The sequence below is a fragment of the Streptococcus sp. HMSC073D05 genome, assembly GCF_001812015.1.
GTDB lineage: Bacteria > Bacillota > Bacilli > Lactobacillales > Streptococcaceae > Streptococcus > Streptococcus parasanguinis_D.
This window is the reverse complement of the sequence record NZ_KV807481.1, coordinates 63,934-88,527: the sequence shown is the minus strand read 5'-3', so window position 1 is coordinate 88,527 and position 24,594 is coordinate 63,934. Positions and strand designations below refer to the sequence as shown.

19 protein-coding genes are annotated in these 24,594 nt (G+C 44.1%); 8 read left to right on the top strand and 11 right to left on the bottom strand.

Features of this window, described 5'->3' with window-relative positions; genetic code table 11:
- The first annotated feature begins 121 nt into the window (after nucleotides 1-121).
- Nucleotides 122-3,058 (top strand): ATP-binding protein, encoded by a 2,937-nt coding sequence (locus HMPREF2832_RS00675; protein WP_070505255.1) that lies wholly within the window; start codon nucleotides 122-124, stop codon nucleotides 3,056-3,058.
- Between the two features lie 143 nt (nucleotides 3,059-3,201).
- On the opposite strand, the gene hutG is transcribed toward HMPREF2832_RS00675, so the two are convergent.
- The 8 genes from hutG to HMPREF2832_RS00635 all read right to left on the bottom strand — a co-directional run bounded on the left by hutG (nucleotide 3,202) and on the right by HMPREF2832_RS00635 (nucleotide 13,359).
- A complete protein-coding gene (gene hutG / locus HMPREF2832_RS00670) occupies nucleotides 3,202-4,194 on the bottom strand; it encodes a formimidoylglutamase (RefSeq protein ID WP_003008653.1) in 993 nt (330 codons plus the stop codon).
- An 82-nt stretch (nucleotides 4,195-4,276) separates the two neighbouring features.
- Entirely contained in the window at nucleotides 4,277-5,818 is a 1,542-nt protein-coding gene (gene hutH / locus HMPREF2832_RS00665; RefSeq protein WP_003008651.1) for a histidine ammonia-lyase, read from the bottom strand.
- 217 nt (nucleotides 5,819-6,035) lie between these two features.
- Nucleotides 6,036-7,379 (bottom strand): APC family permease, encoded by a 1,344-nt coding sequence (locus HMPREF2832_RS00660; protein ID WP_070505254.1) that lies wholly within the window; start codon nucleotides 7,377-7,379, stop codon nucleotides 6,036-6,038.
- Between the two features lie 21 nt (nucleotides 7,380-7,400).
- Nucleotides 7,401-7,979 carry a HutD/Ves family protein gene (locus tag HMPREF2832_RS00655; protein WP_003013270.1) on the bottom strand — a complete coding sequence of 193 codons (579 nt, stop codon included), beginning with the start codon at nucleotides 7,977-7,979 and terminating at the stop codon, nucleotides 7,401-7,403.
- 15 nt (nucleotides 7,980-7,994) lie between these two features.
- Nucleotides 7,995-9,668 (bottom strand): formate--tetrahydrofolate ligase, encoded by a 1,674-nt coding sequence (locus tag HMPREF2832_RS00650; protein WP_070505253.1) that lies wholly within the window; start codon nucleotides 9,666-9,668, stop codon nucleotides 7,995-7,997.
- A 35-nt stretch (nucleotides 9,669-9,703) separates the two neighbouring features.
- On the bottom strand, nucleotides 9,704-10,333 hold the full coding sequence (locus HMPREF2832_RS00645; protein WP_070505252.1) for a cyclodeaminase/cyclohydrolase family protein: 630 nt from the start codon (nucleotides 10,331-10,333) through the stop codon (nucleotides 9,704-9,706).
- Between the two features lie 12 nt (nucleotides 10,334-10,345).
- Nucleotides 10,346-11,245: a glutamate formimidoyltransferase gene (ftcD, locus tag HMPREF2832_RS00640; RefSeq protein WP_003008641.1), complete on the bottom strand. Its 900-nt coding sequence runs from the start codon at nucleotides 11,243-11,245 to the stop codon at nucleotides 10,346-10,348.
- Nucleotides 11,246-11,328: 83 nt separating this feature from the next.
- Nucleotides 11,329-13,359 (bottom strand): urocanate hydratase, encoded by a 2,031-nt coding sequence (locus tag HMPREF2832_RS00635; protein ID WP_070505251.1) that lies wholly within the window; start codon nucleotides 13,357-13,359, stop codon nucleotides 11,329-11,331.
- Nucleotides 13,360-13,557: 198 nt separating this feature from the next.
- Here HMPREF2832_RS00635 and hutI point away from each other — a divergent pair, with 198 nt between their 5' ends.
- The 3 genes from hutI to HMPREF2832_RS00620 all read left to right on the top strand — a co-directional run bounded on the left by hutI (nucleotide 13,558) and on the right by HMPREF2832_RS00620 (nucleotide 20,094).
- The gene (gene hutI, locus HMPREF2832_RS00630) at nucleotides 13,558-14,805 is read left to right on the top strand and encodes an imidazolonepropionase (RefSeq protein WP_070505250.1); all 1,248 of its coding nucleotides are present in this window, start codon (nucleotides 13,558-13,560) and stop codon (nucleotides 14,803-14,805) included.
- 291 nt (nucleotides 14,806-15,096) lie between these two features.
- On the top strand, nucleotides 15,097-17,481 hold the full coding sequence (locus HMPREF2832_RS00625) for a phosphoketolase family protein (RefSeq protein WP_070505249.1): 2,385 nt from the start codon (nucleotides 15,097-15,099) through the stop codon (nucleotides 17,479-17,481).
- A 516-nt stretch (nucleotides 17,482-17,997) separates the two neighbouring features.
- Nucleotides 17,998-20,094, top strand: a complete 2,097-nt coding sequence (locus HMPREF2832_RS00620) for a surface-anchored 5'-nucleotidase (RefSeq protein WP_070505248.1) — start codon at nucleotides 17,998-18,000, stop codon at nucleotides 20,092-20,094.
- A gap of 66 nt (nucleotides 20,095-20,160) precedes the next feature.
- Here HMPREF2832_RS00620 and HMPREF2832_RS00615 read toward each other — a convergent pair whose 3' ends face one another.
- The 3 genes from HMPREF2832_RS00615 to HMPREF2832_RS00605 are packed head-to-tail and all read right to left on the bottom strand — an operon-like array spanning nucleotide 20,161 to nucleotide 22,490.
- Entirely contained in the window at nucleotides 20,161-20,568 is a 408-nt protein-coding gene (locus HMPREF2832_RS00615; RefSeq protein ID WP_070505282.1) for a hypothetical protein, read from the bottom strand.
- Nucleotides 20,549-21,451 (bottom strand): phosphodiester glycosidase family protein, encoded by a 903-nt coding sequence (locus HMPREF2832_RS00610; protein ID WP_070505247.1) that lies wholly within the window; start codon nucleotides 21,449-21,451, stop codon nucleotides 20,549-20,551. The genes HMPREF2832_RS00615 and HMPREF2832_RS00610 overlap by 20 nt, the downstream gene beginning before the upstream one ends.
- Nucleotides 21,438-22,490, bottom strand: a complete 1,053-nt coding sequence (locus tag HMPREF2832_RS00605; RefSeq protein ID WP_070505246.1) for a bifunctional glycosyltransferase family 2/GtrA family protein — start codon at nucleotides 22,488-22,490, stop codon at nucleotides 21,438-21,440. Before HMPREF2832_RS00605 ends, HMPREF2832_RS00610 begins: the two co-directional genes overlap by 14 nt.
- Nucleotides 22,491-22,794: 304 nt before the next feature.
- Between HMPREF2832_RS00605 and rpsF the strand changes: the two genes are divergently transcribed.
- The 4 genes from rpsF (at nucleotide 22,795) to HMPREF2832_RS00585 (ending at nucleotide 24,585) form a co-directional block, all read left to right on the top strand.
- Entirely contained in the window at nucleotides 22,795-23,085 is a 291-nt protein-coding gene (gene rpsF, locus HMPREF2832_RS00600) for a 30S ribosomal protein S6 (RefSeq protein WP_003005040.1), read from the top strand.
- A gap of 20 nt (nucleotides 23,086-23,105) precedes the next feature.
- Nucleotides 23,106-23,603: a single-stranded DNA-binding protein gene (locus HMPREF2832_RS00595; protein ID WP_070505245.1), complete on the top strand. Its 498-nt coding sequence runs from the start codon at nucleotides 23,106-23,108 to the stop codon at nucleotides 23,601-23,603.
- A 41-nt stretch (nucleotides 23,604-23,644) separates the two neighbouring features.
- Entirely contained in the window at nucleotides 23,645-23,884 is a 240-nt protein-coding gene (gene rpsR, locus HMPREF2832_RS00590) for a 30S ribosomal protein S18 (protein WP_000068664.1), read from the top strand.
- Between the two features lie 179 nt (nucleotides 23,885-24,063).
- The gene (locus tag HMPREF2832_RS00585; protein WP_049488555.1) at nucleotides 24,064-24,585 is read left to right on the top strand and encodes a GNAT family N-acetyltransferase; all 522 of its coding nucleotides are present in this window, start codon (nucleotides 24,064-24,066) and stop codon (nucleotides 24,583-24,585) included.
- The last annotated feature ends 9 nt before the right edge of the window (nucleotides 24,586-24,594 follow it).

Here is a 24,594-nt window from a genome sequence, read left to right as displayed (position 1 = left end):
AGTAGGAAGTGTAGAGATTGAGAAAGAATCGTTCTCAGTCTCTTTTTATTTGGATAAATTACTTGCTAAAAGCCAACTTTTTTTTTATAGTATTAATATGAAGTTTTTGGAGGCGCTTGCAATGAAGAAAGATCTCACGTTAAAGTTATTTGGACCCCCTAAGGTTGTTTTCAATCAGAAAGATATTCGATTTTCTTTCTCGAAGATGGAGGCCTTGCTTTATTACTTGGCAGTCATGGGGCAAGTTAACCGTGATGAAATAGCCGGTATCCTTTGGGGAGATAAGGAAAACCAAGTGGCTCGCAAAAACTTACGGAATACGGTTTACCAAGCCAATAAAATCTTTGAAGGAGATATCATTGTCTCACCAAGCCGAAGCAGTTTGGCTCTTAATCCTGAGTTGAGTCTTTCTTTGGATGTTCAGCTCTTTGAAAGAGACCCACTAAGTGCCTTGGATCTCTATCGGGGAGACTTTCTAGAGGGCTTCTATGTTAAGGATGATGAAGACTTTGATCAGTGGGCTTCTCGCAAACGAGATGCTTATAGGAAGCTCTATGTCGAAAGTTGCTATCAAAAAATTGAGCAGGTCGGTTTTGGAGACTCTAGTATAGAACTCTTGCTCCATCATTTGGTAGAGCTGGATGAATTTGAAGAGAAAAACTACCAGCTCTTGATGGAATATTATAGCTTTCATCATCAGCTAGGAAAATTTTTTGAGACCTATTATAAGCTAGTCGATTTATTGGATCGCGAGCTCAGTGTGCGTCCCAGTCGAGCGATTGAGGAACTTTATCACTCGGTTTTGGAAGCCAAACGAACTCATAAACTGACCAATCGCTTGAATATTCGTGAACTTTCCTTCTTTGGTCGGAAACAAGAACTCTCGCAACTCGAGGAATACCTTTCCTTAGTCGAGACGGGTGAGGCGGTAGGTCCTTTTCTCGTGATGGGGCAATCTGGAACAGGTAAGAAACGTCTGTTGCGGCAGTTGGTCTTGATGTCCAATCGCAGTTTTAACTTTATCAAGGCGGAAGGAAAAGCTACTAGTCAACGCTACGAAGGAAGCACCTGGAATGATCTCAGACAAGCTCTAGAGAAACTGGGGGATGAGATGGGGATTTCCCTTCTGGAAGAGGAGGATGATCTCATTTCGGTATGGAATCAGCTTCAGATCCTTAGCAAAGAAAAACCGCTCCTGATTCTGCTTGAAAATGCCCAGTGGATCGATGCAGTGTCTCTAGAAAAAGTGAAACAACTAGAGGAGAGAAGAAACCAGGAGAAATGGCAACTGATTTTTACAGCTGAAGAGCCTCTGCCAGCTTCTTTCGTCAACTTCTTGGGGAGATTGAAGGTAGAGAAACGCTTGTCCCAACTAGAGTTGACCAATTTTGATCCAAGTGAAAGTCGTGCTCTCTTGAAAGGGGAACTGGGAGCAATAGAGCCGGCAGTGATGGAGCAGATGGTCGAATGGAGTGAAGGCAGTCCGTTCTTACTGTCCAGCTATATCGAAGAGTGGAAAGAAAATGAAAATTTAGAACCCTTGCCTGATATCATTCAAGCCTATCTTTCTCAGGAACTTGGGGATATGAGCAGTGAAGAAGAAGCTCTTCTACACTACCTATCTTGTTTTCATAAGCCAATTTCTCTGTCTATCTTGGCAGAATTGACGGCTACAGAGCTTCCTGTTTTGACTGAATTAATCGAGCCTTTATCTGAAAGAGCGATCGTCTCAATCGTAGAAGAAGACGAGGCTCTCTTGGTTCAATTCTGCAAGCAATTGGTAGCTATGTACTTTTACCATCTTCTTTCGCCAGCTAGACGGCGGCTCTTCCACCAACAAATTGCGCAAAAATTGGAAGAAAGCTTAGAAGATTCGACGGACCTTCTTCTTTATAAGGAAATTGCCTACCAATATAAGCAATCGCTAAATCTCTTGCGCTCCTTATCTTTTGAGTTGACCTACTTAGAAGAAATCCTTCAGCTGGAGCATGAACTGTTTCCGATTTATTCCAAGGTAGATGAGGGGTTCCTATCAGATGGTACAAATAGCCGTTTGGACATTTTTGGAGAGCTATCCCGTATACGCCAAGAATTAGATAACCTCTTTTCAAGGCACCAAAGAGATAGAGAATACAAGCATTTACAACTGCGTTACTTGTACCTAGAAGGTCGCTATTTTATTCGAAGTGGGGAGTATCAAAAGGGGATTCATGATATCCAAAAAGTCATCTCCTATGCGCGGGAACTCAAGCAATCCGACTTCCTCTTAGAGGGTTATCGGCAAATCATTTATTATTGCATTCAAACGGAAAATATCTCTGAGATGGCTTATTATACAGATTTGGCTTTGGAAGATGCCATCCAAGCTAATAATCATGAGGTCATCGCGATCCAGTTGCGTTTGAAAGGCTTGTATCACCTGATGGTTGGGGATGAGGAGCAGGCGACTCGGCATCTGTATCGCTCCATTGATTGCTTTAGTTTGACCAATAGCATGCAGACCAAGTATGCCATTCAAATTGCGGCTTCTTTGGCCTATCTCGCTGAAATCGAGCAAGTGAGAGGCCATTTCCAAGTAGCGGTCACCCACTTAGAAGAGGTTCTGCGTTTGATGGGAGATCAAGCTGTTGATTCTGTCCGTGTCGTCTTTGATATTGATCTTGGGATCGCCTATTATTGGAAGGGAGATTTGATTCAAGCTCGCCTCTGTTTTGACAGAGCTCAGAAGATTTTGTCCAGTGTTCGTTTCCCTTGGAAGGAAGAATTGCTCGAATTTTACCAATCCTTGATTGCTTGTCAGCAAGGGGATCAGGAGAAGGTTGCGGATTATCTGGCTCGAAAAGAAAGGACGATGAAACAATCTGCCAATTCTCGGGATAAGGGAATGGTTCATTATCTATTAGCTTACTTATCTGATCAAAAGGGGAAAGGAGAAGAGCTCGCTCCTGCCTTGAGTACCTTCTTGAAAGAAGATAAGAATTACTACAAGAAGGTAGCAGAGCAACACTTGAATCCTTACAGAGATCGTCAGTTTCTTAAGAAATTAAAAGACCTGTAGTGTCTCTTGTCTAAATCATAAGAGAAGGCTAAGTGGCCTGTCCTCTTTTCAGGCAAAAATCGTTGTGTCTGAAAATGAAGAAAAAGCATAGAAATACCCTAGTAATGGGTGTTTCTATGCTTTTTATGTGTGTAGAAATCTTCCTAGTTCAGTTTTTGTTGCGCCAATATTTGGGTCAAGTAAAAGATAAAGGTCGCAGCAAGGTTTGAAGTATGGTTGTCAATGTCATGAGGAGGAGAAACTTCCACGACATCAAATCCGACTAGTTTGCCACTGGCAGCAATGTGTTGGAGAAGCAGGAGGGCTAGTTTAGGATCGACACCAAGTGATTGGATGGCACTAACACCAGGAGCAGAGCCGACCGCAAAGCAATCCATATCAATAGACAGATAGATCGCGGTTTGATTTTCTAAAAATTGATCGATTCGATCCAGAATGGCTTGGTGGCTCATCTGGAAGAGGTCTTGCCCGGTTAAGAAATCAATACTTGGTGTTTTAGCAACGTAATTAAAGAGGAAGAGGTTATTATTGTGCTCTTGGATCCCCAGGATGAGGTAAGGGAAGTCCTGACCTTTTTCTTTCGCATGATCAGCCATTTGACGAAAACCTGTTCCAGAGTTGGGACCGGTTTGGTCGTAAGGCCGCAAATCAAAGTGGGCATCCAGATTGATCACAGCCAGTTGTTCATCTTTTTCTAAACTGGATTGAATCCCTAGATAGTGGCCGTAAGCAGTTCCGTGACCGCCTCCTAGGACAATGGGTTGGATCCCTAATTGGTACATGCGCTGGATCGCTTGTGAGAGACTTTCTTGGAGTTCTTCTAGTGAATGGTTGGGCCCGTCAATATTTCCCACATCATACACTGTCACATTGGTTCCCCAGTGCCATGGAAGTTTAGCGATTTGAGAACGGATGGCTGTAGGACCCTCGACCGCTCCTACACGCCCATTGTTGATATAGACTCCTTTGTCGCTCTTAAAGCCGATGATCCCAAAGGTCATCCCCTCAAATGGAGTGAGGGTCTCGTCGTTTAGGTCTAAAAATTTGGTGACCATTCCCCATTTGGCCGTGTAGGGATTGTCCTCGATGCTACCTTGGTAGTAGCTGTAGGTCATTGGATAGTAGTTTGTGAGCAAGCTTGTCGCCTCCCTTATTTTTCTGAAAGCATGCAGAGGCTGAGAAGATCGCCAGCCTCTGTTTTGCTTTATTCTTACTGTATCAGTATTGAATGCTTAAGTCAACTGCTTTTTCGATGGTTGCTAAGAATTCTTCGCTTTCGACAACAGCAGATGCTTTATTAAGTTCTTCAAAGATTTCGATATCTTTGTCAAATTCAATGAAGTTCAGTTTTTGACGAATCAGCTCATAAGCTGGTTTTGTACCTTTACCAAGTTCATGATTTTCTGGCTTGAGATCCAAGGCTTGGCAAGCTGCCATGATTTCAGTAGCAACGATGCGACGGGAGTTTTTAAGAATTTCTGCTGCTTTACGAGCGGCAGTCGTTCCCATGCTGACGAAATCTTCTTGGTTTTCACAAGATGGAATAGAATCGACACTAGCAGGGTGAGCCAAAATTTTATTTTCCGATGCAAGGGATGCACAAGCATACTGGGTAATCATGAAGCCTGAGTTGAGTCCAGGGTGTTTGACCAAGAAGGATGGTAATTTACTGAGTTGGCTGTTGACCAAGCGTTCCACCCGACGTTCAGATACGTTCCCAATTTCAGAAAGGGCAATGCCTAAGAAGTCAAATGGTTGCGCCATTGGTTCACCGTGGAAGTTACCTCCTGAGATGACGTGTCCTTCTTTGGTAATGATTGGGTTATCTGTGACAGAGTTGATTTCGATTTCAACTTTTTCTTTTACGTAAGCAATAGAATCCTTGCTGGCTCCATGGATTTGAGGGATACAGCGAAGTGTATAAGGATCTTGTACCCGTTGTTGAGTCGCAACAGTGGTATTCTTGCTTCCTTCAAGAAGGTTACGGATGTTGCGAGCAGTTGCCAATTGTCCACTTTGTGGGCGGATGGAATGAAGGTCTTCTTCGAATGGACTGGTAATTCCATTGTGAACTTCCATTGAGAGAGCACCAGCGATATCAGAGAGTTTGAGCAATTGGATACCATCATAAGTCGCAAGAGCACCGATACCGGTTAGGACAGTCGTGCCATTGATCAGGGCAAGCCCTTCTTTGGCAGCTAATTGGATCTTTTCAATTCCAGCACGATCTAAGGCTTCTTGACCACTGAGAAGTTCTCCTTTGTAGTAGGCGCGTCCAAGACCCAACATTGGTAAAACCATATGAGCAAGTGGTGCTAAGTCTCCAGAAGCTCCGAGAGAGCCTTTTTCAGGGATATAAGGAGTGACTCCTTTGTTGAGCAATTCTAACAGTTTTTCAACGGTTGATAGACGAATGCCAGAATAACCTTTCAAGAGTGAGTTGATACGGATCAGCATGATGGCACGAACGGCATCTTCAGGAAGTGGATCACCGAAGCCAGATGAGTGAGTTCGGATCAGGTTTTCTTGCAGTTGAACAGTATCTTCTGGAGAGATGCTGACATTACAGAGGGAACCAAAGCCAGTGGTTACACCATAGACGACTCGTTTTTCCCGGACAATGTCATCAACGATTTTACGGGATGCGATAACGGCTTCTTTGGCTTGTTCATCAAGCTCACATTGGGCACCGTGCCGAGCTACAGCGATGACTTCTTCGAGTGTTAAGCTATTGCCATCTAAATGAATCAATTGAGTCATATAAAACCTCCGATTATGAATAGTTGTTCTGGGGAAGTAGATGTGTTTACTTCAGTTTGAATACCAAACATGAGCCCATTGTCTATTGATCTTAAGAAATTTGAGAAGAGTCTTAGAGAAAAGGGCTCAGGTTTGACATTCGTGGAGTCCTAGATGGGTTAGGGAGCAAAACTGAGCTTCGCTCCCGTCTCTGTTCCCATCTACTGTGTAAAGAAAATTAGTGAGGAAGGGTTTTCGATTTATGTAGTTTATCGCCGTGGAAAACAAAGTAAAGTCCACTTGCAATCACGAGACCGATGGCCCCCCAAACAAAGTTCATTAGGTTGTCCCCTGCAATCATCAAGATACTGATCACAACGGCTAGAACTGGGATAACGGGACCAAATGGTACTCGGAAGGTAACCTTTTTGTCTGGGTACATTTTTCTGAGTTTGATGGCTGCCAAAGCAGTTGGAATGTATTGGAAGAAACGGAAGACAACACTGAAGGTTGCTAATGATTCGAAAGAGCCAGATAACAAGAGTAAGAAAGCGAAGATACCAGAGATGATAATGGCAATGACAGGGGCATTCTTAGAGTTTGTTTTTCCAAGCCCTTCTGGCAAGAGTTTTTCAGTTGCTAATGCGGCACCAAAACGAGGAACCATGATGGATTCACCGATGTTTAGACCGGCGATTGAAATAAGGGCTCCGTAAGAAACGAGTGGAGCTCCGATAGGGCCAATCATTTCGACAAATGCATCTTGTACTGGTGCACCGGTTTGCATAATGCGACCACCAAGCATGGCGATTGTTCCTGCGATGATCAACATGTAGAGAACAGATACAATACTGATAGAACCTAGAATAGCGCGGGGAACGTTCTTTTCAGGGTTGCGCATTTCCCCTGCAACGATAGACATGGTTTCAAATCCGATGAAACCGTAGAAGATGTAGACGGCTGTACTAGAAATAGAACTGAAGAGGCTTGTTCCACTTTCCAATTGAAGGAAAGGTGTGAAGTTGCCCTTGCTCACGCCACCAGAAATGAAGAAGATGGCAAAGAGCGAGAAGAGGACAATTGGAATTAATTTTGCAACAGTAGCTGTCAGAGTAAACATCTTAGAGGTTTTCAGACCGGCAATGTTCATCAGACTCAAGAGAATCAGCATACCGATACTGATCGGAAGGTTGTAGCCTTCAAATGCTGGGAAGGTGATGATGAAGATCTTAGCAAAGCCGGCTAACATGGCAGCCCAAGCGATAACAGTAACGGCCCAACCGAGAATCCCAACGTTAAAGCCAACGAAGTCTCCGAAAGCGGCTTTTGAGTATTGCATGGCTCCACCGTTTTTGTCGAAGTAGCCAGCTGTTTCAGCCAGACAGGCTGATAGTAGCATGACGAGAATGGCAACCCCGAACATGACAGCTAGAGAAGCTGGTCCGAGGCCAGAATAAATTTTTTGAGGGAGGAGGAAGATACCAGATCCGATTACGGCGTTGATACCGTAAAGAGTGGCACCGCTGAAGCTGAATTTCGCTTTTTCTTGTTCCTCAATCGACTGTTTATGTGCTCCGTTCATAATGTTTCTCCTTTGTGAACATTATTGTAGTCCAGTCCAGATAGCAATCGGTTGCTCCCCAGACTGATGGGGTAAAAACGTGATTGTCATCTCTTGAAGAGGAGATGCTTGTTCGATCACCAGGAGCTCGTGAGTTTGGAGGGTTTGAGAATGATTGGTTCCCCATTCGAGTGTTAGTGGACAGAGAGCATAGATCAATTGATAGCGACTCTGACTTTTGACACTCTCTTTTGGGGATATAGCACTCATATGCCCCTGATAAGAAGGTTTGTAAATCAAATTAAAGTCTTGACAAGTCCCTTGGCTAGATACAGGATCTCCCCCATCAAAGAAGTAGCTTTGAAAGGGGTTCAAAACCACTTCTTTATGGTGATGGGTGAGCCTAATGGAGGCATTCAAGGGCATCAAGATTCGGTGGTAGCCGGTGAGATCGGTAAAGTTACTTTTTTCAACCTCTACCGTTGCAGTAGAGAGGCGGAAGTCAAAGGTCCGATCTGGATAGCTTCCTCCCTCTGGGGAGAGAAAGAGTTGGGTGGTTTGGCCACCGGACCAGGTAGAAATTTGATAATCTGCGGGGGTAAGATGAAGGAGAGTCACCATAGGACGCCTTCTTTCTTAAAAGAGACCAGTGATATTGCCGTGGGCATCGATATCAATCTTTTCACTGGCAGGAACTTTAGGTAGGCCAGGCATGGTCATAATGGTACCAGTGAGAGCTACGATGAAGCCAGCTCCGGCAGCCACCTTAAGGTTACTGATTTTAACTGTGAAATCTTTTGGTGCTCCCATCTTCTTCGCATCGTCTGAGAAGGAATATTGGGTTTTGGCCATACAGATTGGGTAGTTCGAGAAGCCAAGAGCTTCTAATTCTTTCAGTTCGCGTTTGGCTGCTGGTGTTAAGCTGATGCCTTTACCACCATAGACTTTTGTGACGATCTTGGTCAATTTTGTTTCAATGCTATCTTCTTCGTCATAGACATAAGAGAAGTGGTTTTCTTCTTGAGCCAGTTGAATGACTTTTTCAGCCAAGTCACGACCACCAGCTCCACCATGTGCCCAGATATCTGAAATGACCACATCTACATTGCGTTTCTTACAAGATTCATAGACAGCTTCTAGTTCGGCTTCTGTATCCAGTGGGAATTTGTTGATGGCAACGACCACAGGTAGTCCATAGACTTCTTGGATGTTGGCCAAGTGTTTGTCTAGGTTTGGTAGACCATCGATAACGGCTTGGACATTTTCAGTAGCTAAGTCTGCTTTGGCAACTCCACCATGCATCTTGAGGGCACGGATGGTTGTGACGAGGACAACGGCAGCAGGTTTGAGGCCGGCCATGCGGCACTTGATATCGATGAATTTTTCAGCACCGAGGTCTGCTCCAAAACCAGCTTCTGTCACGACATAGTCTGCATATTTGAGGGCTAGTTTAGTAGCCAGCACACTGTTACAGCCGTGGGCGATATTGGCAAATGGTCCGCCGTGGATGATGGCAGGAGTATGTTCCAAGGTTTGCACCAAATTTGGATGGATGGCATCTTTGAGGACAGCTGCCATGGCCCCTCCAGCCTTGAGGTCTTTGGCTGTGACCGGTTGTCCTTGGTAGTTGTACCCGATAATGATGCGATCAAGACGTTCTTTAAGATCAAGGATATTTTCTGATAGACAGAGAATGGCCATGATTTCAGAAGCCACGGTGATGTCAAAGCCATCTTCACGAGGAACCCCGTTTGTTTTTCCTTGAAGGCCATCGACAATATGACGGAGCTGACGGTCGTTCATATCGACCACCCGTTTCCAGGTAATGCGACGAGAATCGATGCCCAACTCATTGCCGTGATGGATATGGTTGTCAATCAAGGCTGCAAGGAGGTTGTTGGCAATCCCAATGGCATGGAAGTCTCCGGTAAAGTGAAGGTTGATATCTTCCATTGGAACCACTTGGGCGTACCCGCCACCGGCAGCTCCACCCTTGATCCCAAAAACAGGGCCAAGAGAAGGTTCGCGCAGGGCAATGACGGCTTTTTCACCAATCGCTGAAAGAGCATCGACCAAGCCAACAGAGGTGGTTGTCTTTCCTTCTCCAGCAGGTGTTGGAGAGATGGCTGTCACGAGGATCAGCTTTCCATCTTCCTTATCCTTGAGTTGTTCCAGTTGGTTGCTATCAATTTTTGCCTTGTATTTTCCGTAGAGCGAAATATCGTCTTCGGTCAATCCAAGTTCAGCAGCGATATCGGTGATGGGCTTCATTTGGACAGAATTGGCAATTTCAATATCCGATAAAACCATAGAATCCCTTCTTTCTTTATTTTTATTTGCTAGGTTTAAGATAGACTTTCTAAAATGGTTTGGTAAATATTATCTGCAAGATCAGAACCGGTTTGGAGGAGTTTGAGTCCCTTGCCGTGGTATTCTTGAACGAAGTCTTGGTCCTTGATTCCTGAAATGTTGATCAAGACATTGAGCCAAGCCCCTTGAAGGCCAGCTTTAAGATTCAGAGCAGCTACCCCTAGGTCACTAGCCGCATTGGTGTTGGACTTGCCAACAGTTTCTTTGGTGGTTTCAAGAGCTTCAACGATGAGCTCCATCATAGAGAAAGGAGATACTGTCGCATGTTTCAAAGCTTTTTGCATGGCTTCACGACGAGCAGCTTTCTCTTCTTCCGTTTCTTTTGGAAGATCAAAGACAGCTGATACGACGTTGAAGGCTTCTGTATCCTTGTCGATGGCTTCTAGTAATTGGTCTTGGAGTTGAGCGCTTTTTTCATGAACCGCTTTGATGTGGTCTTCAAATTCTGCGTATTTTTTCTTTCCAATGGTCAGTTCACAGACCATTTTTGTAAGGGAAATCCCATTTGCAGCGGATAGAGCAGCAGCAGAACCACCACCTGGAGCTGGAGCATCTGAACCAAGAACCTTGGCAAACTCCGTAATACTTAAGTCAACTAGTTTCATAGAACTCCCTTTCTAACCCAACAAGTGATTTTCCAAGACTTGTTTGCTGTAGTCAAAGTCTTCTAATTGTAAGTAGTATTCAGCAGAGTCGATCAAAGCCTTAGCAGGAGCCAGTCCAATGAGTTCTGTTCCGATGATGCGAACACCATAGCGTTGCGCTTCGAAACGAACGGTTTCAACGACACGATACAATGGGAATTGTTCCAAGTTGACCATGTTGATGGAGACTTGGGCGATGTTGCGATCTTCTAGCATGACACCGATCGCTTTACAGTATTTGTATCCACCGCTTGATCCACGAATGATTTTAGAAATCTTATTGGCAATCTCTAGGTCGTCTGTATCAAGGTTGATATTGAAGGCAACGAGTGGCATACGGACACCGACAGCTGTAACCCCTGCAGTTGGGTGAATCTTGCGTTCACCGTAGTCTGGCTTCCAGTCTTCTTCCAACAATTTTTCTGGCATTCCTTCAAATTGTCCTTTACGCACTTTGGCCAAGTTCTTCCGTTCTGGACGAGTTGCAGCATCTTCGTAAAGGAAGATTGGAATACCTAATTCACGATTGATGCGTTCAGCCACTTTGTTAGCAATCTCAACGCATTCAGCTGTAGTGATATCTTTAACCGGAACGAATGGACAAACGTCTGTTGCCCCCATACGAGGGTGTTCGCCTTCGTGCTTGGTCATATCAATGTTTTCAGAAGCGTATTTCACCAATTGGAAAGCCACTTCTTGAATGCTTTCTTCATCCCCAACGAGTGTAAAGACGCTGCGATTGTGACTGGCATCAGACGAGTAGTCGAGTAAAGTGACACCTGGAATACTTTTTGCTGTTGCGGCTAATCCGTCGATCACAGCCTGATTGCGTCCTTCAGAGAAGTTTGGAATACACTCAACAATTTTTGCCATATGATTACCTCTTTTTATAGGAGAAGGTGGGGAGGAGAAGTCTTTGTATTTTCCTCCCCTTTCTCAGTTTTTATTTTTTGATGTTAAAACAATTTTTGAACGGCTTCTTTGACCAAATCTTCATCTGCCAGATAAGGAATGGTGATGTGGTCTGTTCCTGCATGGAGACGGTTGTACTCGATCGCTGTTTCAATGGCATGGTTATTCCGTGCCCAGTTCCGACGAGCAACTCCGCCCATGGTATCCCAGGCAATGGCAGATTTGATGATTTCGTCGATCCGGTGGCTACCGTCTAGGACGAGTCCAAATCCACCGTTGATAGCTTTACCAATACCAGTACCACCACCGTTGTGGAGAGCAACGAGACTCATACCGCGAGCAGCGTTACCAGCGTAACATTGAACCGCCATATCACAAGTAACGTTCGAACCATCTTTGATGTTTGATGTTTCACGGAATGGAGCATCTGTACCAGATACGTCGTGGTGGTCACGTCCGATCATGACCGGTCCGATCTTACCTTGGCGAATGAGTTCATTGAATTTCAAAGCAATGTTGACACGGCCCATGCAATCTTGATAGAGGATACGAGCTTGTGTACCAACGACTAATTGGTTCTTTTCCGCATCGCGAATCCAGTTGTAATTGTCGCGGTCTTGGTAGCGACGAGTTGGATCGATCGCTTCCATAGCTGCATGGTCAGTTGCAATCAAGTCTTCGTGTTTACCGCTGAGGCAGACCCAACGGAATGGACCGTATCCATAGTCAAAGAGCATAGGTCCCATGATATCTTCTACATAAGATGGCCAAATGAAGCCGTCCTTGTCATCCAATCCATTCTTAGAAATTTCCTTGATGCCTGAGTCGTAAACAGATTTCATGAAGGCATTACCGTAGTCGAAGAAGTAGGTACCTTTAGCCGTCAAAGCTTTAATCACTGCAAAGTGACGAGCCAAGGTTTCATCGACCAAGCGATGGAAGGTTTCTTTGTCTTCTGCCAACAAACGTGTCCGTTCTTCAAAGCTGATCCCAACTGGGCAATAGCCACCATCATAGACGTTGTGGCAAGAGGTTTGGTCAGACAAGAGGTGAACATGAACTTGGTGTTCGTTGACATATTCGAGCAAGTCTACGATATTTCCATGGTAGGCAATCGAAGTTGATTCACCAGCTTCCAGTGCTGCTTGAGCTAATTTCACAGCTTCTTCGGCACTGTCTGTCACTTGGCTAATCCAGCCTTGAGAGTGACGAGTTTCGATCCGAGAGCGGTCCACTTCTGCAACGATGGCAACCGCTTTTGCGATTTCAGCTGCTTTCCCTTGAGCTCCGCTCATTCCACCGAGACCAGATGAAATAAAGAGTTTACCGGTCAAGTCGCCATCATCAGGCACACCGAGTTTGAGACGACCGGCATTGAGAAGGGTGTTGAAAGTACCGTGAACGATCCCTTGAGGACCGATGTACATCCAGCCACCAGCCGTCATCTGACCGTAGTTGGTAACACCCATTTCTTCAGCAATTTCCCAGTCGCGCATGTTGTCATACTCACCGATCAAGAGACCGTTGGTAATGACGACACGAGGAGCTTCTGGTTTCGATTTGAAGAGGCCTAGAGGGTGACCCGATTCAACCACCAAGGTTTGGTCTTCTGTCATGACTTCCAAGTATTTCTTGATCAAGTTGTATTGCATCCAGTTGGCACAGACAGATCCTGTTTCCCCATAAGTGACCAATTCATATGGATAAAGGGCAATTTCAAAGCTTAAGTTGTTGTCGATCATGACCTGCATAGCCTTAGCAGCTGTGCATTTTCCTTTGTACTCATCAATTGGTTTTCCATAGATGCGATCTTTTGGACGGAAGCGATAGCCATAGATCCGACCGCGAGTTTTTAGTTCTTCCAAAAATTCTGGGATCAACTCTTGATGGAATTTTTTAGGAATGTAACGCAAAGCGTTTTTAAGGGCAATTTCAGTCTGAGCTTGCGTTAAGCGGAAGCCTCTATCAGGTGCACGACGGATGCCTTCTTGAAAAGTCGCCTTTTCAGGTAGGACATCAAAGTCAAGTTTGACAGACATAGCAGCTACAATTTCTTTCTCGTCTATAAATGACATAGCAGAACCCTCCTTATAGTTGGACTGTGAATTTATATTTTCTTTATTGTATCGAAGAAACGTCAATAAAGAGTCAAAAAAAAATATAATTTTTAATAAAGCAAAAAAAATGAGGGAAAAACTTTTTGACTTTTTTTTGACGCTTTTCCTGTAGAATTGTAAAATGAATAACAAGGGAAATAGAAAGGAATGTTTCATATGTCTGCTGATATCCTATTAACCCACTTTAACCAATTGTTTTGTCCGAATGATCTAGGTCATCCTCTCTATGGCAAGGAGATGGCAGAAGCAAAAATTCTTTCAGATGCTTATATCGCCATTAAAGATGGAAAGATTCTTGCAGTTGGGACAGGTCAACCAGATCCAGAACTGATTGATGACCATACGGAAGTGAAATCCTGTGAAGGAAAAGTTGCGACTCCTGGCCTGATTGACTGCCATACCCACTTGGTCTATGGAGGTAGTCGTGAACATGAATTTGCGAAAAAATTAGCGGGTGTTTCTTACTTAGACATCCTCGCCCAAGGCGGTGGAATTCTGAGCACGGTTCGGGCGACACGGGAAGCTTCTTTTGAAAATCTCTATGACAAGTCCAAACGACTGTTGGATTACATGTTGCGTCATGGGGTGACTACTGTCGAAGCCAAGAGTGGCTATGGTTTGGATTGGGAAACTGAAAAACGCCAGTTGGATGTTGTGGCTGCACTGGACCGTGATCATCAAATAGACTTGGTATCAACCTTTATGGCAGCCCATGCGATTCCCACAGAGTACAAGGGCCGTTCCCAAGAATATTTAGATCTCATTGTGGAACAAATGCTTCCGAAAGTGAAGGAAGAAAAACTAGCTGAGTTCTGTGATATCTTCTGTGAAAAAGGTGTCTTTACAGCAGATGAATCTCGCTATCTTCTTTCTAAAGCCAAGGAAATGGGCTTCAAACTGCGGATTCATGCGGATGAGATCGAATCCATTGGTGGTGTTGACGTGGCGGCTGAATTAGAATCTACCAGCGCAGAACACTTGATGGTGATTACGGATGAAGGCATTCAAAAACTAGCAAAAGCCAAAGTTATCGGCAATCTCTTGCCTGCTACAACCTTCAGCCTCATGGAAGATACCTATGCACCGGCTCGTAAGATGTTGGACGCTGGGATGGCCATTACCCTAACAACGGACAGCAACCCAGGGTCTTGTCCGACAGCCAATCTCCAGTTTGCCATGCATCTGGGTTGCTTCATGATGCGCCTAACTCCAGTAGAAATTCTCAATGCAGTGACCATCAATGCAGCCTATTCAGTAGATCGTGCTAAAACAATCGGCTCTTTCGATGTTGGCAAACAGGCTGACATTACCATCTTTGATGCACCAAATCTAGATTATCTCTTCTATTTCTTTGCGACAAATCTAGTGACAGATGTCTACAAGAAAGGTCAAAAAGTCATTTAACCTCCTCCATTTCATTTGGGACTTTGCTCGTTTGCAAAAATCAGCAAAGTCTTTTTTTAAAACCTATCCCTGTAGGGAATGGAACCACTTTAGTGGGAAATTAAAATTTGACGTTCAAAGAATATTTTTCTTGCTTTCTGATGTACAAAAAGGGAAATTCTTGATAGAATAGAAGTAATATTGAATATTTTCTTCAATATCATCTGTTTGTCGTGAAAACAGATTGTTTAAACTATTGATCAAACGAACAGGTTGTTCAACAGACCTGTCTAGAAATTGTGAGGAGACAAGATGACTGTCGATTATAACAGCAAAGCTTACTTGGATAAAGTAGACGCTTGGTGGCGTGCAGCCAACTACATTTCAGCTGCTCAAATGTACTTAAAAGATAACCCGTTGTTGAAGCGCGAAGTCGTTGAAAACGACTTGAAGGCTCACCCAATCGGACACTGGGGAACTGTACCAGGGCAAAACTTTATCTATGCTCACTTGAACCGTACCATCAACAAATACGACTTGGATATGTTCTACATTGAAGGACCAGGTCACGGTGGACAAGTAATGGTATCGAACTCTTACTTAGATGGTTCTTATACTGAATTGAATCCAAACATCCCACAAAATGAAGAAGGTTTCAAACACTTGTGTAAGATCTTCTCATTCCCAGGAGGAATCGCTTCTCATGCGGCGCCTGAAACACCAGGATCTATCCATGAAGGGGGAGAGCTTGGTTATGCCCTTTCTCACGCTGCAGGTGCTGTATTGGATAATCCAGATGTGATTGCTGCCACAGTTATCGGTGACGGTGAAGGAGAAACAGGTCCATTGATGGCTGGTTGGTTGTCAAATACCTTCTTGAACCCAGTCAACGATGGGGCTATCCTTCCAATCTTCTACCTCAATGGTGGGAAGATCCACAACCCAACCATCTTCGAACGCAAAACAGACGAAGAATTGGCCCTCTTCTTTGAAGGTCTTGGTTGGAACCCAATCTTTGCGAATGTCACTGCAATTTCAGAAGACCATGAAGCTGCCCACGCTTTGTTCGCTGAAAAATTGGATGAAGCAATTGAAGAAATCAAGAAAGTCCAAGCAGAAGCTCGTAAAGGTTCTGCTGAAGAAGCAACTCAACCAGTTTACCCTGTCTTGATTGCTCGTATTCCTAAAGGTTGGACTGGTCCAAAAGCATGGGAAGGAACACCAATCGAGGGTGGATTCCGTGCGCACCAAGTTCCAATCCCAGTAGATGCTCACCACATGGAGCATGTCGATGCTCTTCTTTCATGGTTGGAATCTTACCGTCCAGCTGAATTGTTCGACGAAACTGGTAAACTAGTTCCCGAAATTGCTGAAATTGCACCAAAAGGTGACCGTCGCATGGCGATGAACCCAATCACAAATGCTGGTGTGATCAAACCAATGAACACAGCTGATTGGAAGAAACATGCTCTTCAATTTAACACACCAGGTGAAATCATGGCTCAAGACATGATCGAATTTGGTAAGTATGCGGCAGACTTGGTAGATGCGAACCCAGATAACTTCCGTATCTTTGGTCCAGACGAAACCAAATCAAACCGTCTTCAAGAAGTCTTCACTCGTACAAGCCGTCAATGGTTAGGACGTATGAAACCAGACTACGATGAAGCATTGAGCCCTGCTGGTCGTGTCATTGACTCTCAATTGTCAGAGCACCAAGCAGAAGGAATGCTTGAAGGATATGTCTTGACAGGTCGTCATGGATTCTTCGCTTCTTACGAATCCTTCCTTCGTGTTGTGGATTCTATGATCACTCAACACTTCAAATGGTTGCGTAAGTCTAAGACCCATACAACATGGCGTAAAAACTACCCAGCCTTGAACTTGATTGCAACTTCAACTGTCTTCCAACAAGACCACAATGGTTACACTCACCAAGATCCAGGTATCTTGACTCACTTGGCTGAGAAAACTCCTGAATATATCCGTGAGTACTTGCCAGCAGATACCAATAGCTTGCTTGCGGTAATGGATGAAGCCTTCAAGGCAGAAAATATGATCAACTTGATCGTTTCTTCTAAACACCCACGTCCTCAATTCTACTCAGCAGCTGAAGCAGAAGAATTGGTTCGTGAAGGATACAAGGTGATCGATTGGGCATCAACTGTTTCAGCAGATGAAGAGCCAGATCTTGTTATTGCTGCTGCAGGTACAGAGCCAAACTTAGAAGCTCTTGCTGCTATTACAATCTTGCACAAAGCCTTCCCAGAATTGAAGATCCGCTTTGTCAACGTTATCGACATCTTGAAATTGCGTCACCCATCCGTTGATGCGCGTGGGCTTTCAGATGAAGAATTTGACAAAGTCTTCACAACTGATAAACCAGTCATCTTTGCCTTCCATGGTTACGAAGGCATGATCCGTGATATCTTCTTCAACCGTCACAACCATAACCTTCGTGTACATGGTTACCGTGAAAACGGGGATATCACCACACCATTTGATATGCGTGTGATGTCTGAGTTGGATCGCTTCCACTTGGCACAAGATGCAGCTAATGCAGCTCTTGGAGCAGAAGCAGCTGAATTCGCAGCTCAAATGGATGAAACAATCGCCTTCCACCATGACTACATCCGTGAAAACGGAGACGACATTCCAGAAGTTCAAAACTGGAAATGGGAAAACGTGAATAAATAAGAAAAAGAGCCGGAGTAATCCGGCTTTTCAGATTTAAGACAAAGTCATATTAAAAACTTTCCTTAAGTGAGTACGGACGTCAGTGAACTTCTTCGAAGTTCCAAGACTAATTATTGAGACTAAGGTCTCAATAATTCCGAGTGCCTGAAACTGATTGTTTCAGGCACTTTTCTCACAGCGGAAAGTTTCGCATTTTTTTGAATCGATTTAAAAATTGGAACTCGTTTTTATTTCTTTGCAGAATCGCTTTAGTTATTTTACTTTAAAATAGTTTGTCTACATTCTAAATATCCGGAGCAATCCGGCTTTTTTGCTGCTCTGAATGTAGGGGGGATAAAAGATACATGAAAAGATGTTCGGAAATCAAGCGCTTTCCAATAAAATTGTAAGAGTTTCTGGGAAAATATTGAAGTAAAACCGAAAAAATAGTAAAATGGAAGAGCTGATTGCAGCAAATCAACTGTTCTGCGTTCTCCTTTTTGGAGAAGTGTTCTACATTAGAAAATGGAGTATTCTATGAAGAAAAAAATTATCTTGAAAAGCAGTATCCTAGCGGTCGCTGCAGGTCTTAGTGTTTTTGCGATCAATAGCGTTTTTGCAGACGAATTGCCCGTGCAGTTCATGGGCATCAATGACTTCCACGGTGCCTTGGAACAAACGGGGACAGCTCGTTTAGAAGGCGAAACTGTGAAAAATGCAGGAACAGCCCCACTTTTGGCAACCTACTTGAACGATTCACAAAAAGACTTTGAAACGGAGAATGCAGGAACGCCAAATGCCAGCATCCGTGTACAAGCTGGAGATATGGTCGGAGCTAGTCCAGCTAACTCTGCCTTGCTTCAAGATGAACCGACTGTAAAAGTCTTCAATGAAATGAACTTTGAATACGGAACCCTTGGTAATCACGAGTTTGACGAAGGACTTGGTGAATTCAACCGGATCATGAAGGGGGAAGCCCCAACACCTGGTCAATTCAACAAGATCGTCGATGAGTATCCTCATGAAGCTTCTAAACAAGAAGTCGTGATTGCCAACTTGGTCGACAAGGATACCAATAAAATCCCATTTGACTGGAAACCTTATACCATCAAAGAAATCCCAGTCAATGACAAGACCGTTAAGGTCGGATTTATCGGGGTTGTTACGACAGAATTCCCAAATCTTGTCTTGCGTAAAAATCATGAACAATACCGGGTTTTGGATGAAGCAGAATCAATTGCTAAATATGCCCGCGAATTGAATGACCAAGGGGTTCATGCGATCGTCGTTTTAGCTCACGTCGCTGCAACAAGTAAAAACGGTGTCGCAGAAGGACCGGCTGCAGACATGATCAAAAAATTAAATCAAATCTATCCTGAAAACTCAGTGGATATCGTCTTTGCAGGTCATAATCACCAATATACAAACGGGATGGTCGGAAATACCTTGATAGTTCAAGGTACGTCTCAAGGGAAAGCCTACTCGGATGTCCGTGGAGTCCTAGATACAGATACAGCTGACTTTGTCAAAGCTCCAACTGCTAAAATTATTGCGATAGATCCATCTAAAGGCAAAGCAAAAGATGCCAAGATTCAAGCGATCATCGATGATGCCAATGCGACGGTTAAAAAGGTAACAGAAGCAAAAATCGGTACAGCAGACAAGGCTGAAAATATTACCCGTGAATTGAATGCACAAAAAGAAAGTGCTGTTGGAGATTTGGTCACAGCAGCGCAACTAGAAATTGCCAAAAAATCAGGTTATCCAGATGTTGACTTTGCCTTTACAAATAATGGGGGAATCCGTGCAGATCTTGTTGTCAAGCCCGACGGAACTGTAACTTGGGGAGCGGCTCAAGCGGTACAACCATTTGGAAATATCCTTCAAGTAGTTGAAATTACTGGAGACCAAATCTACAAGGCATTAGACCAACAGTATGATGAGAAAGAACTCTACTTCTTGCAAATGGCTGGCATCAAGTATACCTACACAAAACCAGCGGATGCCACAGAAGAAAATCCTTATAAGGTCGTGAAAGCTTACAAGGCAGACGGTACCGAAATCGATCGCAACAAGACTTATAAAGCGATTATCAACGACTTCTTGTATGGGGGTGGAGATGGCTTCTCAGTCTTCCGTGATACCAAATTGATCGGGGCTATCAATCCGGATACAGAAGTCTTTATCCAGTACATCCAAGATTTGGATAAGGCAGGGAAGAAATTATCTGCTTCTATTTTAGGCAACAAGACATTTGTGGAAAAAGTGGAAGAAGATACACCTACTCCAGAACCTCAACCAACTCCAGAACCACAGCCAGCGCCAGTCGATCCAGTCAGTCCTGAAAATCCAGTCCATCCTGTAGCTCCAGTAACTCCGGCTACCCCAACTCCTCAACCTGAAAGCCCAGTTATCCCAGCTAAATCAACTACACCTGAAACGAAAGAAGTTGCAAGTGTCAAACCAGTCGCTGTCACTTATCATACGGGTGGTCAAGCAGAAGTAGCTACTACACCAGCAACTGGTCTTCCAAAAACAGGTCAAGATGAATTGGCATCAACAGTCCTTAGCCTCTTTGGTATGACCTCATTAGCTTTAGCAGGCTTTGTAGCTAGCAAAAAACGTGAAGGTTAAGTCGTTCATCCGTTAACTTACCCTAAAAAACGTCCGTTCTTTTAAGAAACGGACGTTTTTCATGTCTTAAGCTGTTTTCTCCACCCAGACACTGCGGACAAAGAAGAGGCTGATCAGAGCTAGTGCTAGAAAGGCAACTCCAAGGTAATAATAGTGTTGATCCATTGTAGTAGATCGACCAGAGAGGTTGACAATCCCTCGGTAGAGGGCTCCGGCTGTGAGCGTAGCCACTCCTGAATTCCAAAGATTGAGACTCAGGCGAGAGAGGCCTTTCACCATCAACTGTAGAAGCACTAGTAGGGCGCCACCGATCAAAGGAATCAAGAAGAGGTAGTGCATGAAGGCAGAGGTTTCGCCAAAACTAAAGTGTTCATAGATGCGACTTCCGACAAAGAAGAAAGCTGAAATCAGAGTGTACCAGAGAATCGTTTTTTTCAACCGTTGTTTAATAGGATTAGTAACCGATGTAGACAATGTCACTCACCGCCCTTTCTGAGATAGTACCATTTGTTGTTGGTTTGTTAATGACTTGGCCATTGAAGTAAAGGGTAGAAGATCCACCCCCATCCAGGTTGTAGGCTGTTTTGACGCCATACGATTTCATCACTTCCGCTAATTGGTAGAGAGAAAGCCCTTCACTTTCTGAAGTCCGTCCGTCTGACACGACGATAATGTAGTGGTTTTCATCGATGATCCCAATCGCTGTCCGTGGGTTGGATGCCATAGATTGCCCGACCTCTGAGTTGGTATCGACGGTAATTTCTCCATTTTCAACTAAGGAAGGACCGAAAGCGAGGAGATTGACGACCCCGTCCTTGACCAATTGATCTGCAGAGATCTCATCTTCGTAGATAATTTTGAAGGATCCATCCTTGTAAATGGCCAGGTCACCATTGCTTGCATCTTCCCGAACGGTATCGCGGTAGACCACTCCATTTCGGATGACATATCCTGTACTGTTAGCCCCGTAATAGTCACCATTCACTGCTAGAATGGCACTGTTGTTGGTGGCTGTGACAGAGGTTTTAGCAGTCACGTTGGTTCCGTAAGTATTTTGTGCAAAGGCTGTTTTGAGGTAGTCAGATGAGCTGACTGTGATATCTGCAATGTAAACCTGAGTATTTTCAATCGTTTTTTCTGTTAGGCTCACCTGGATATTGTCATCTGAATAGCTAGTATCCGTCGTTGTAGCTGATGCAGCTGCTTTTTTGGCTGCCTTGGTGTCCGTAGTCGTAGCTTTTACGGTTTGGATGGCATCGGATAAGACAAAGGTCTTGAGCATAGAGTAGCTAAAACTGCTGGTCAAAAGAAGGCCAAAGCAGGCAGCATAGGTGTAGGATTTTTTAAAGAATTTCATGGTGGGGAGCAGTCCTTTCTTTGAAGATCACTTTTTTCTGGATCACCCATGAGACCAGAAAGAGGAGGAAGCCGACGACAATCTTACTGATTAGGAGATTGAGCCCGAAAGCAGTATAGAAGAGTCGAATCAAGAGCGTATCGAGAATAAAGAGGCCGAGGGCTAGGCCAAAGTAGCCACTTCCAGTTTTAGCGACGCTGTCTTTGTTCTTAAAGACTAGGTGCTTATTGGTCGAGTAGTTAAAGATGGAACTCGTTACACGAGCGATCCCATTGGCTAGGAGAATACGTAGACTAATGGGCACGGCCATCATCACGAAAAGGAAGAAGGCGTAGACCAGATAGTCAACGATAAAACTACTCAGAGAGGAGAGGGCAAACTTAAACATGTCCTTGTAGATCATGAGGCCATCTCGAATAGGTCGGAAATGGGAGCCTTCGTTGTCATTGATGTAGACCGTCTCGATGGGAACTTCCTCGATGGGGAAGGATTTGCTTGCTGCGAGGAGCACATTCATTTCATATTCATAACGCTGTCCTTCAACCTCAAGCATGAAAGGCAAGAGATTCCTAGTGAAAGCCCGTAAGCCCGTTTGGGTATCGCTGACCGCCACTCCGGTTTGTTGTTTGAAGAGAAAACGGGTCAATTTATTCCCGAAAGCAGAACGCAAAGGAACTTTTCCAGAGAAGGCGCGTGCTCCTAGAATAAGTGATCCAGGATGCTCTTGAGATTGGTTAACAACCCTGAAAATATCCCAAATTTTGTGCTGACCGTCTGCATCAGCTGTTACAATGCTTCCATAGGTGCCTCTTTCTAGGATGTAGGCATAAGCAGTCTTGAGAGCTTGCCCTTTTCCTTGGTTGTGCTCATGAGTCAGAACTGTCGCAAGACCCTCTAATTTGTCAAAAATCACTTTCTTGTCAGCGTCGCTCCCATCATCGACCACGATGATGTGGAGATCGCTCTTAGCGTGGACCAAGCGAACCAGTTTGACAAGATTCAGATCCGGTTGATAGGCGGGGATGATAAGATAATTCATAATCGTTCCTCGTTTCTTGAGATTTGTTGTAGCTAGTATAAAGACTCAAGCTTAAAGCTAACTGATATCAGTTTTCTTTAAGGAAAGGAGAGGAAGAAGGGGAGGGGTTTCTTCTATAAAGTGTCATTTTTTAGGACATTTCTTTCTTTTTTATCGAAGGGGACGTCCAGAAATCATTTTTTAAATCCTAAAGATAATTCTTGCCTTTGTTCCAAAAGTCTGGTATAATAGTTTCTTGTGAGTAAACCTCACTTACCCCTTGCAAAGACAGGGGGTCATTAGTCCAAAAGGAGGAACATTATCAATGGCTAAATACGAAATTCTTTATATTATTCGTCCAAACATTGAAGAAGAAGCTAAAAACGCTTTGGTAGCACGTTTCGATTCTATCTTGACTGACAACGGTGCAACTGTTGTTGAATCAAAAGATTGGGAAAAACGTCGTCTTGCATACGAAATCCAAGATTTCCGTGAAGGACTTTACCACATCGTAAACGTTGAAGCGAACGACGCTGTAGCTCTTAACGAGTTCGACCGTCTTTCAAAAATCAACGGTGACATTCTTCGTCACATGATCGTAAAAGTTGACGCGTAAGAAATCATCAGAGGTGACTTATGATTAACAATGTTGTACTTGTCGGTCGTATGACCCGTGATGCTGAACTTCGCTACACTCCAAGCAATCAAGCAGTTGCTACATTCAGCCTAGCTGTCAACCGCAACTTCAAGAGTCAAAATGGAGAGCGCGAAGCCGATTTCATCAACTGTGTGATCTGGCGTCAGCAAGCAGAAAACTTAGCCAACTGGGCTAAGAAAGGTGCTTTGATTGGGATTACCGGTCGCATTCAAACACGTAATTACGAAAACCAGCAAGGTCAACGTGTTTATGTCACTGAAGTCGTAGCAGACAGCTTCCAACTATTGGAAAGCCGTGCAGCACGCGAAGGGCATGCAGGTGGTGGTTATTCATCAGGTAATGGTGGTTTTGCTGGAAATGCAACCCCAAGCTTTGGTGGATCTGAACCAAACAATGCAGCGCCAAACTTTGGTCGTGAAGAAAATCCATTTGGAGCTAATCCAATGGATATCTCGGACGACGATCTTCCATTCTAAGAATGGGTTTAACGAATTAAAACTATAAAGGAGAATTAAACATGGCTCAACAACGTCGTGGCGGATTCAAACGCCGTAAAAAAGTTGATTACATCGCAGCAAACAAAATCGAATATGTCGATTACAAAGATACTGAGCTTCTTAGCCGTTTCGTTTCAGAACGTGGGAAAATCCTTCCTCGTCGTGTAACTGGAACTTCAGCGAAGAACCAACGTAAAGTAACAACAGCTATCAAACGCGCTCGCGTAATGGCTTTGATGCCTTTCGTAAACGAAGATTAAAGAAAAGACCCTTACGGGTCTTTTTTTCAGGTCCGGGGGACCTCTTTTTCAGACCCTTTTGGATCTTTTTTGCGAGCATAGAAATGTGATAGTGAGTTAGGTCCGTGTGAAGCTCTTTGACCTTTCCCAAGCTCTAATTATGCTATAATGATGAAGAGAAAGGTATCAAGGAGCGCAACATGAAGGAAGGTGTAATCATCAGGAGGATGATAAAGGCAGATATTGAGCACATCTCTCAAGCCTTTATCCACCAAGGGTGGCCAGGTAGAGAGGATATCTTGACTAGCTATTTTCAGGAGCAGGAGAATAGAGAGAGGGACGTATTAGTAGCTGAGTCGGATGGATTTGTGGCAGGCTATATCACTATATTGCCTGTTGCCAAGCACGGCCCTTTCGTGGGAGTCTATCCTGAACTATCTGATTTTAATGTTTTTGAACCATTTAGAAATCGAGGGATTGGGAATCAACTCTTAGAGGAGGCAGAAAAAAGAGTCTGGCTACTATCAGAGATTGTTACTTTAGGGGTTGGTTTACACTCGGGTTATGGCCCAGCTCAAAGACTGTATGTCAAACGGGGCTATATCCCAGATGGATCTGGGGTTTGGTTTAGTGATCACCCCTTGGCCCCTTACAGTTCTTGTGAAAACAATGATGACTTAGTCCTCTATTTTTCAAAAAGATTGAACAGGGAAATACAGTAAAACAAAAAC

Excerpts from the sequence above, each read along its gene's own strand:
- HMPREF2832_RS00610 (WP_070505247.1), bottom strand. The coding sequence starts at position 21,451 with ATGAAATTCTTTAAAAAATCCTACACCTATGCTGCCTGCTTTGGCCTT.
- HMPREF2832_RS00645 (WP_070505252.1), bottom strand. The coding sequence starts at position 10,333 with ATGAAACTAGTTGACTTAAGTATTACGGAGTTTGCCAAGGTTCTTGGT.
- HMPREF2832_RS00675 (WP_070505255.1), top strand. The coding sequence starts at position 122 with ATGAAGAAAGATCTCACGTTAAAGTTATTTGGACCCCCTAAGGTTGTT.
- rpsR (WP_000068664.1), top strand. The coding sequence starts at position 23,645 with ATGGCTCAACAACGTCGTGGCGGATTCAAACGCCGTAAAAAAGTTGAT.
- hutH (WP_003008651.1), bottom strand. The coding sequence starts at position 5,818 with ATGACTCAATTGATTCATTTAGATGGCAATAGCTTAACACTCGAAGAA.
- HMPREF2832_RS00650 (WP_070505253.1), bottom strand. The coding sequence starts at position 9,668 with ATGGTTTTATCGGATATTGAAATTGCCAATTCTGTCCAAATGAAGCCC.
- HMPREF2832_RS00585 (WP_049488555.1), top strand. The coding sequence starts at position 24,064 with ATGAAGGAAGGTGTAATCATCAGGAGGATGATAAAGGCAGATATTGAG.
- HMPREF2832_RS00625 (WP_070505249.1), top strand. The coding sequence starts at position 15,097 with ATGACTGTCGATTATAACAGCAAAGCTTACTTGGATAAAGTAGACGCT.
- HMPREF2832_RS00655 (WP_003013270.1), bottom strand. The coding sequence starts at position 7,979 with ATGGTGACTCTCCTTCATCTTACCCCCGCAGATTATCAAATTTCTACC.
- hutI (WP_070505250.1), top strand. The coding sequence starts at position 13,558 with ATGTCTGCTGATATCCTATTAACCCACTTTAACCAATTGTTTTGTCCG.
- ftcD (WP_003008641.1), bottom strand. The coding sequence starts at position 11,245 with ATGGCAAAAATTGTTGAGTGTATTCCAAACTTCTCTGAAGGACGCAAT.
- HMPREF2832_RS00635 (WP_070505251.1), bottom strand. The coding sequence starts at position 13,359 with ATGTCATTTATAGACGAGAAAGAAATTGTAGCTGCTATGTCTGTCAAA.
- HMPREF2832_RS00605 (WP_070505246.1), bottom strand. The coding sequence starts at position 22,490 with ATGAATTATCTTATCATCCCCGCCTATCAACCGGATCTGAATCTTGTC.
- HMPREF2832_RS00620 (WP_070505248.1), top strand. The coding sequence starts at position 17,998 with ATGAAGAAAAAAATTATCTTGAAAAGCAGTATCCTAGCGGTCGCTGCA.
- rpsF (WP_003005040.1), top strand. The coding sequence starts at position 22,795 with ATGGCTAAATACGAAATTCTTTATATTATTCGTCCAAACATTGAAGAA.
- HMPREF2832_RS00660 (WP_070505254.1), bottom strand. The coding sequence starts at position 7,379 with ATGAACGGAGCACATAAACAGTCGATTGAGGAACAAGAAAAAGCGAAA.
- HMPREF2832_RS00595 (WP_070505245.1), top strand. The coding sequence starts at position 23,106 with ATGATTAACAATGTTGTACTTGTCGGTCGTATGACCCGTGATGCTGAA.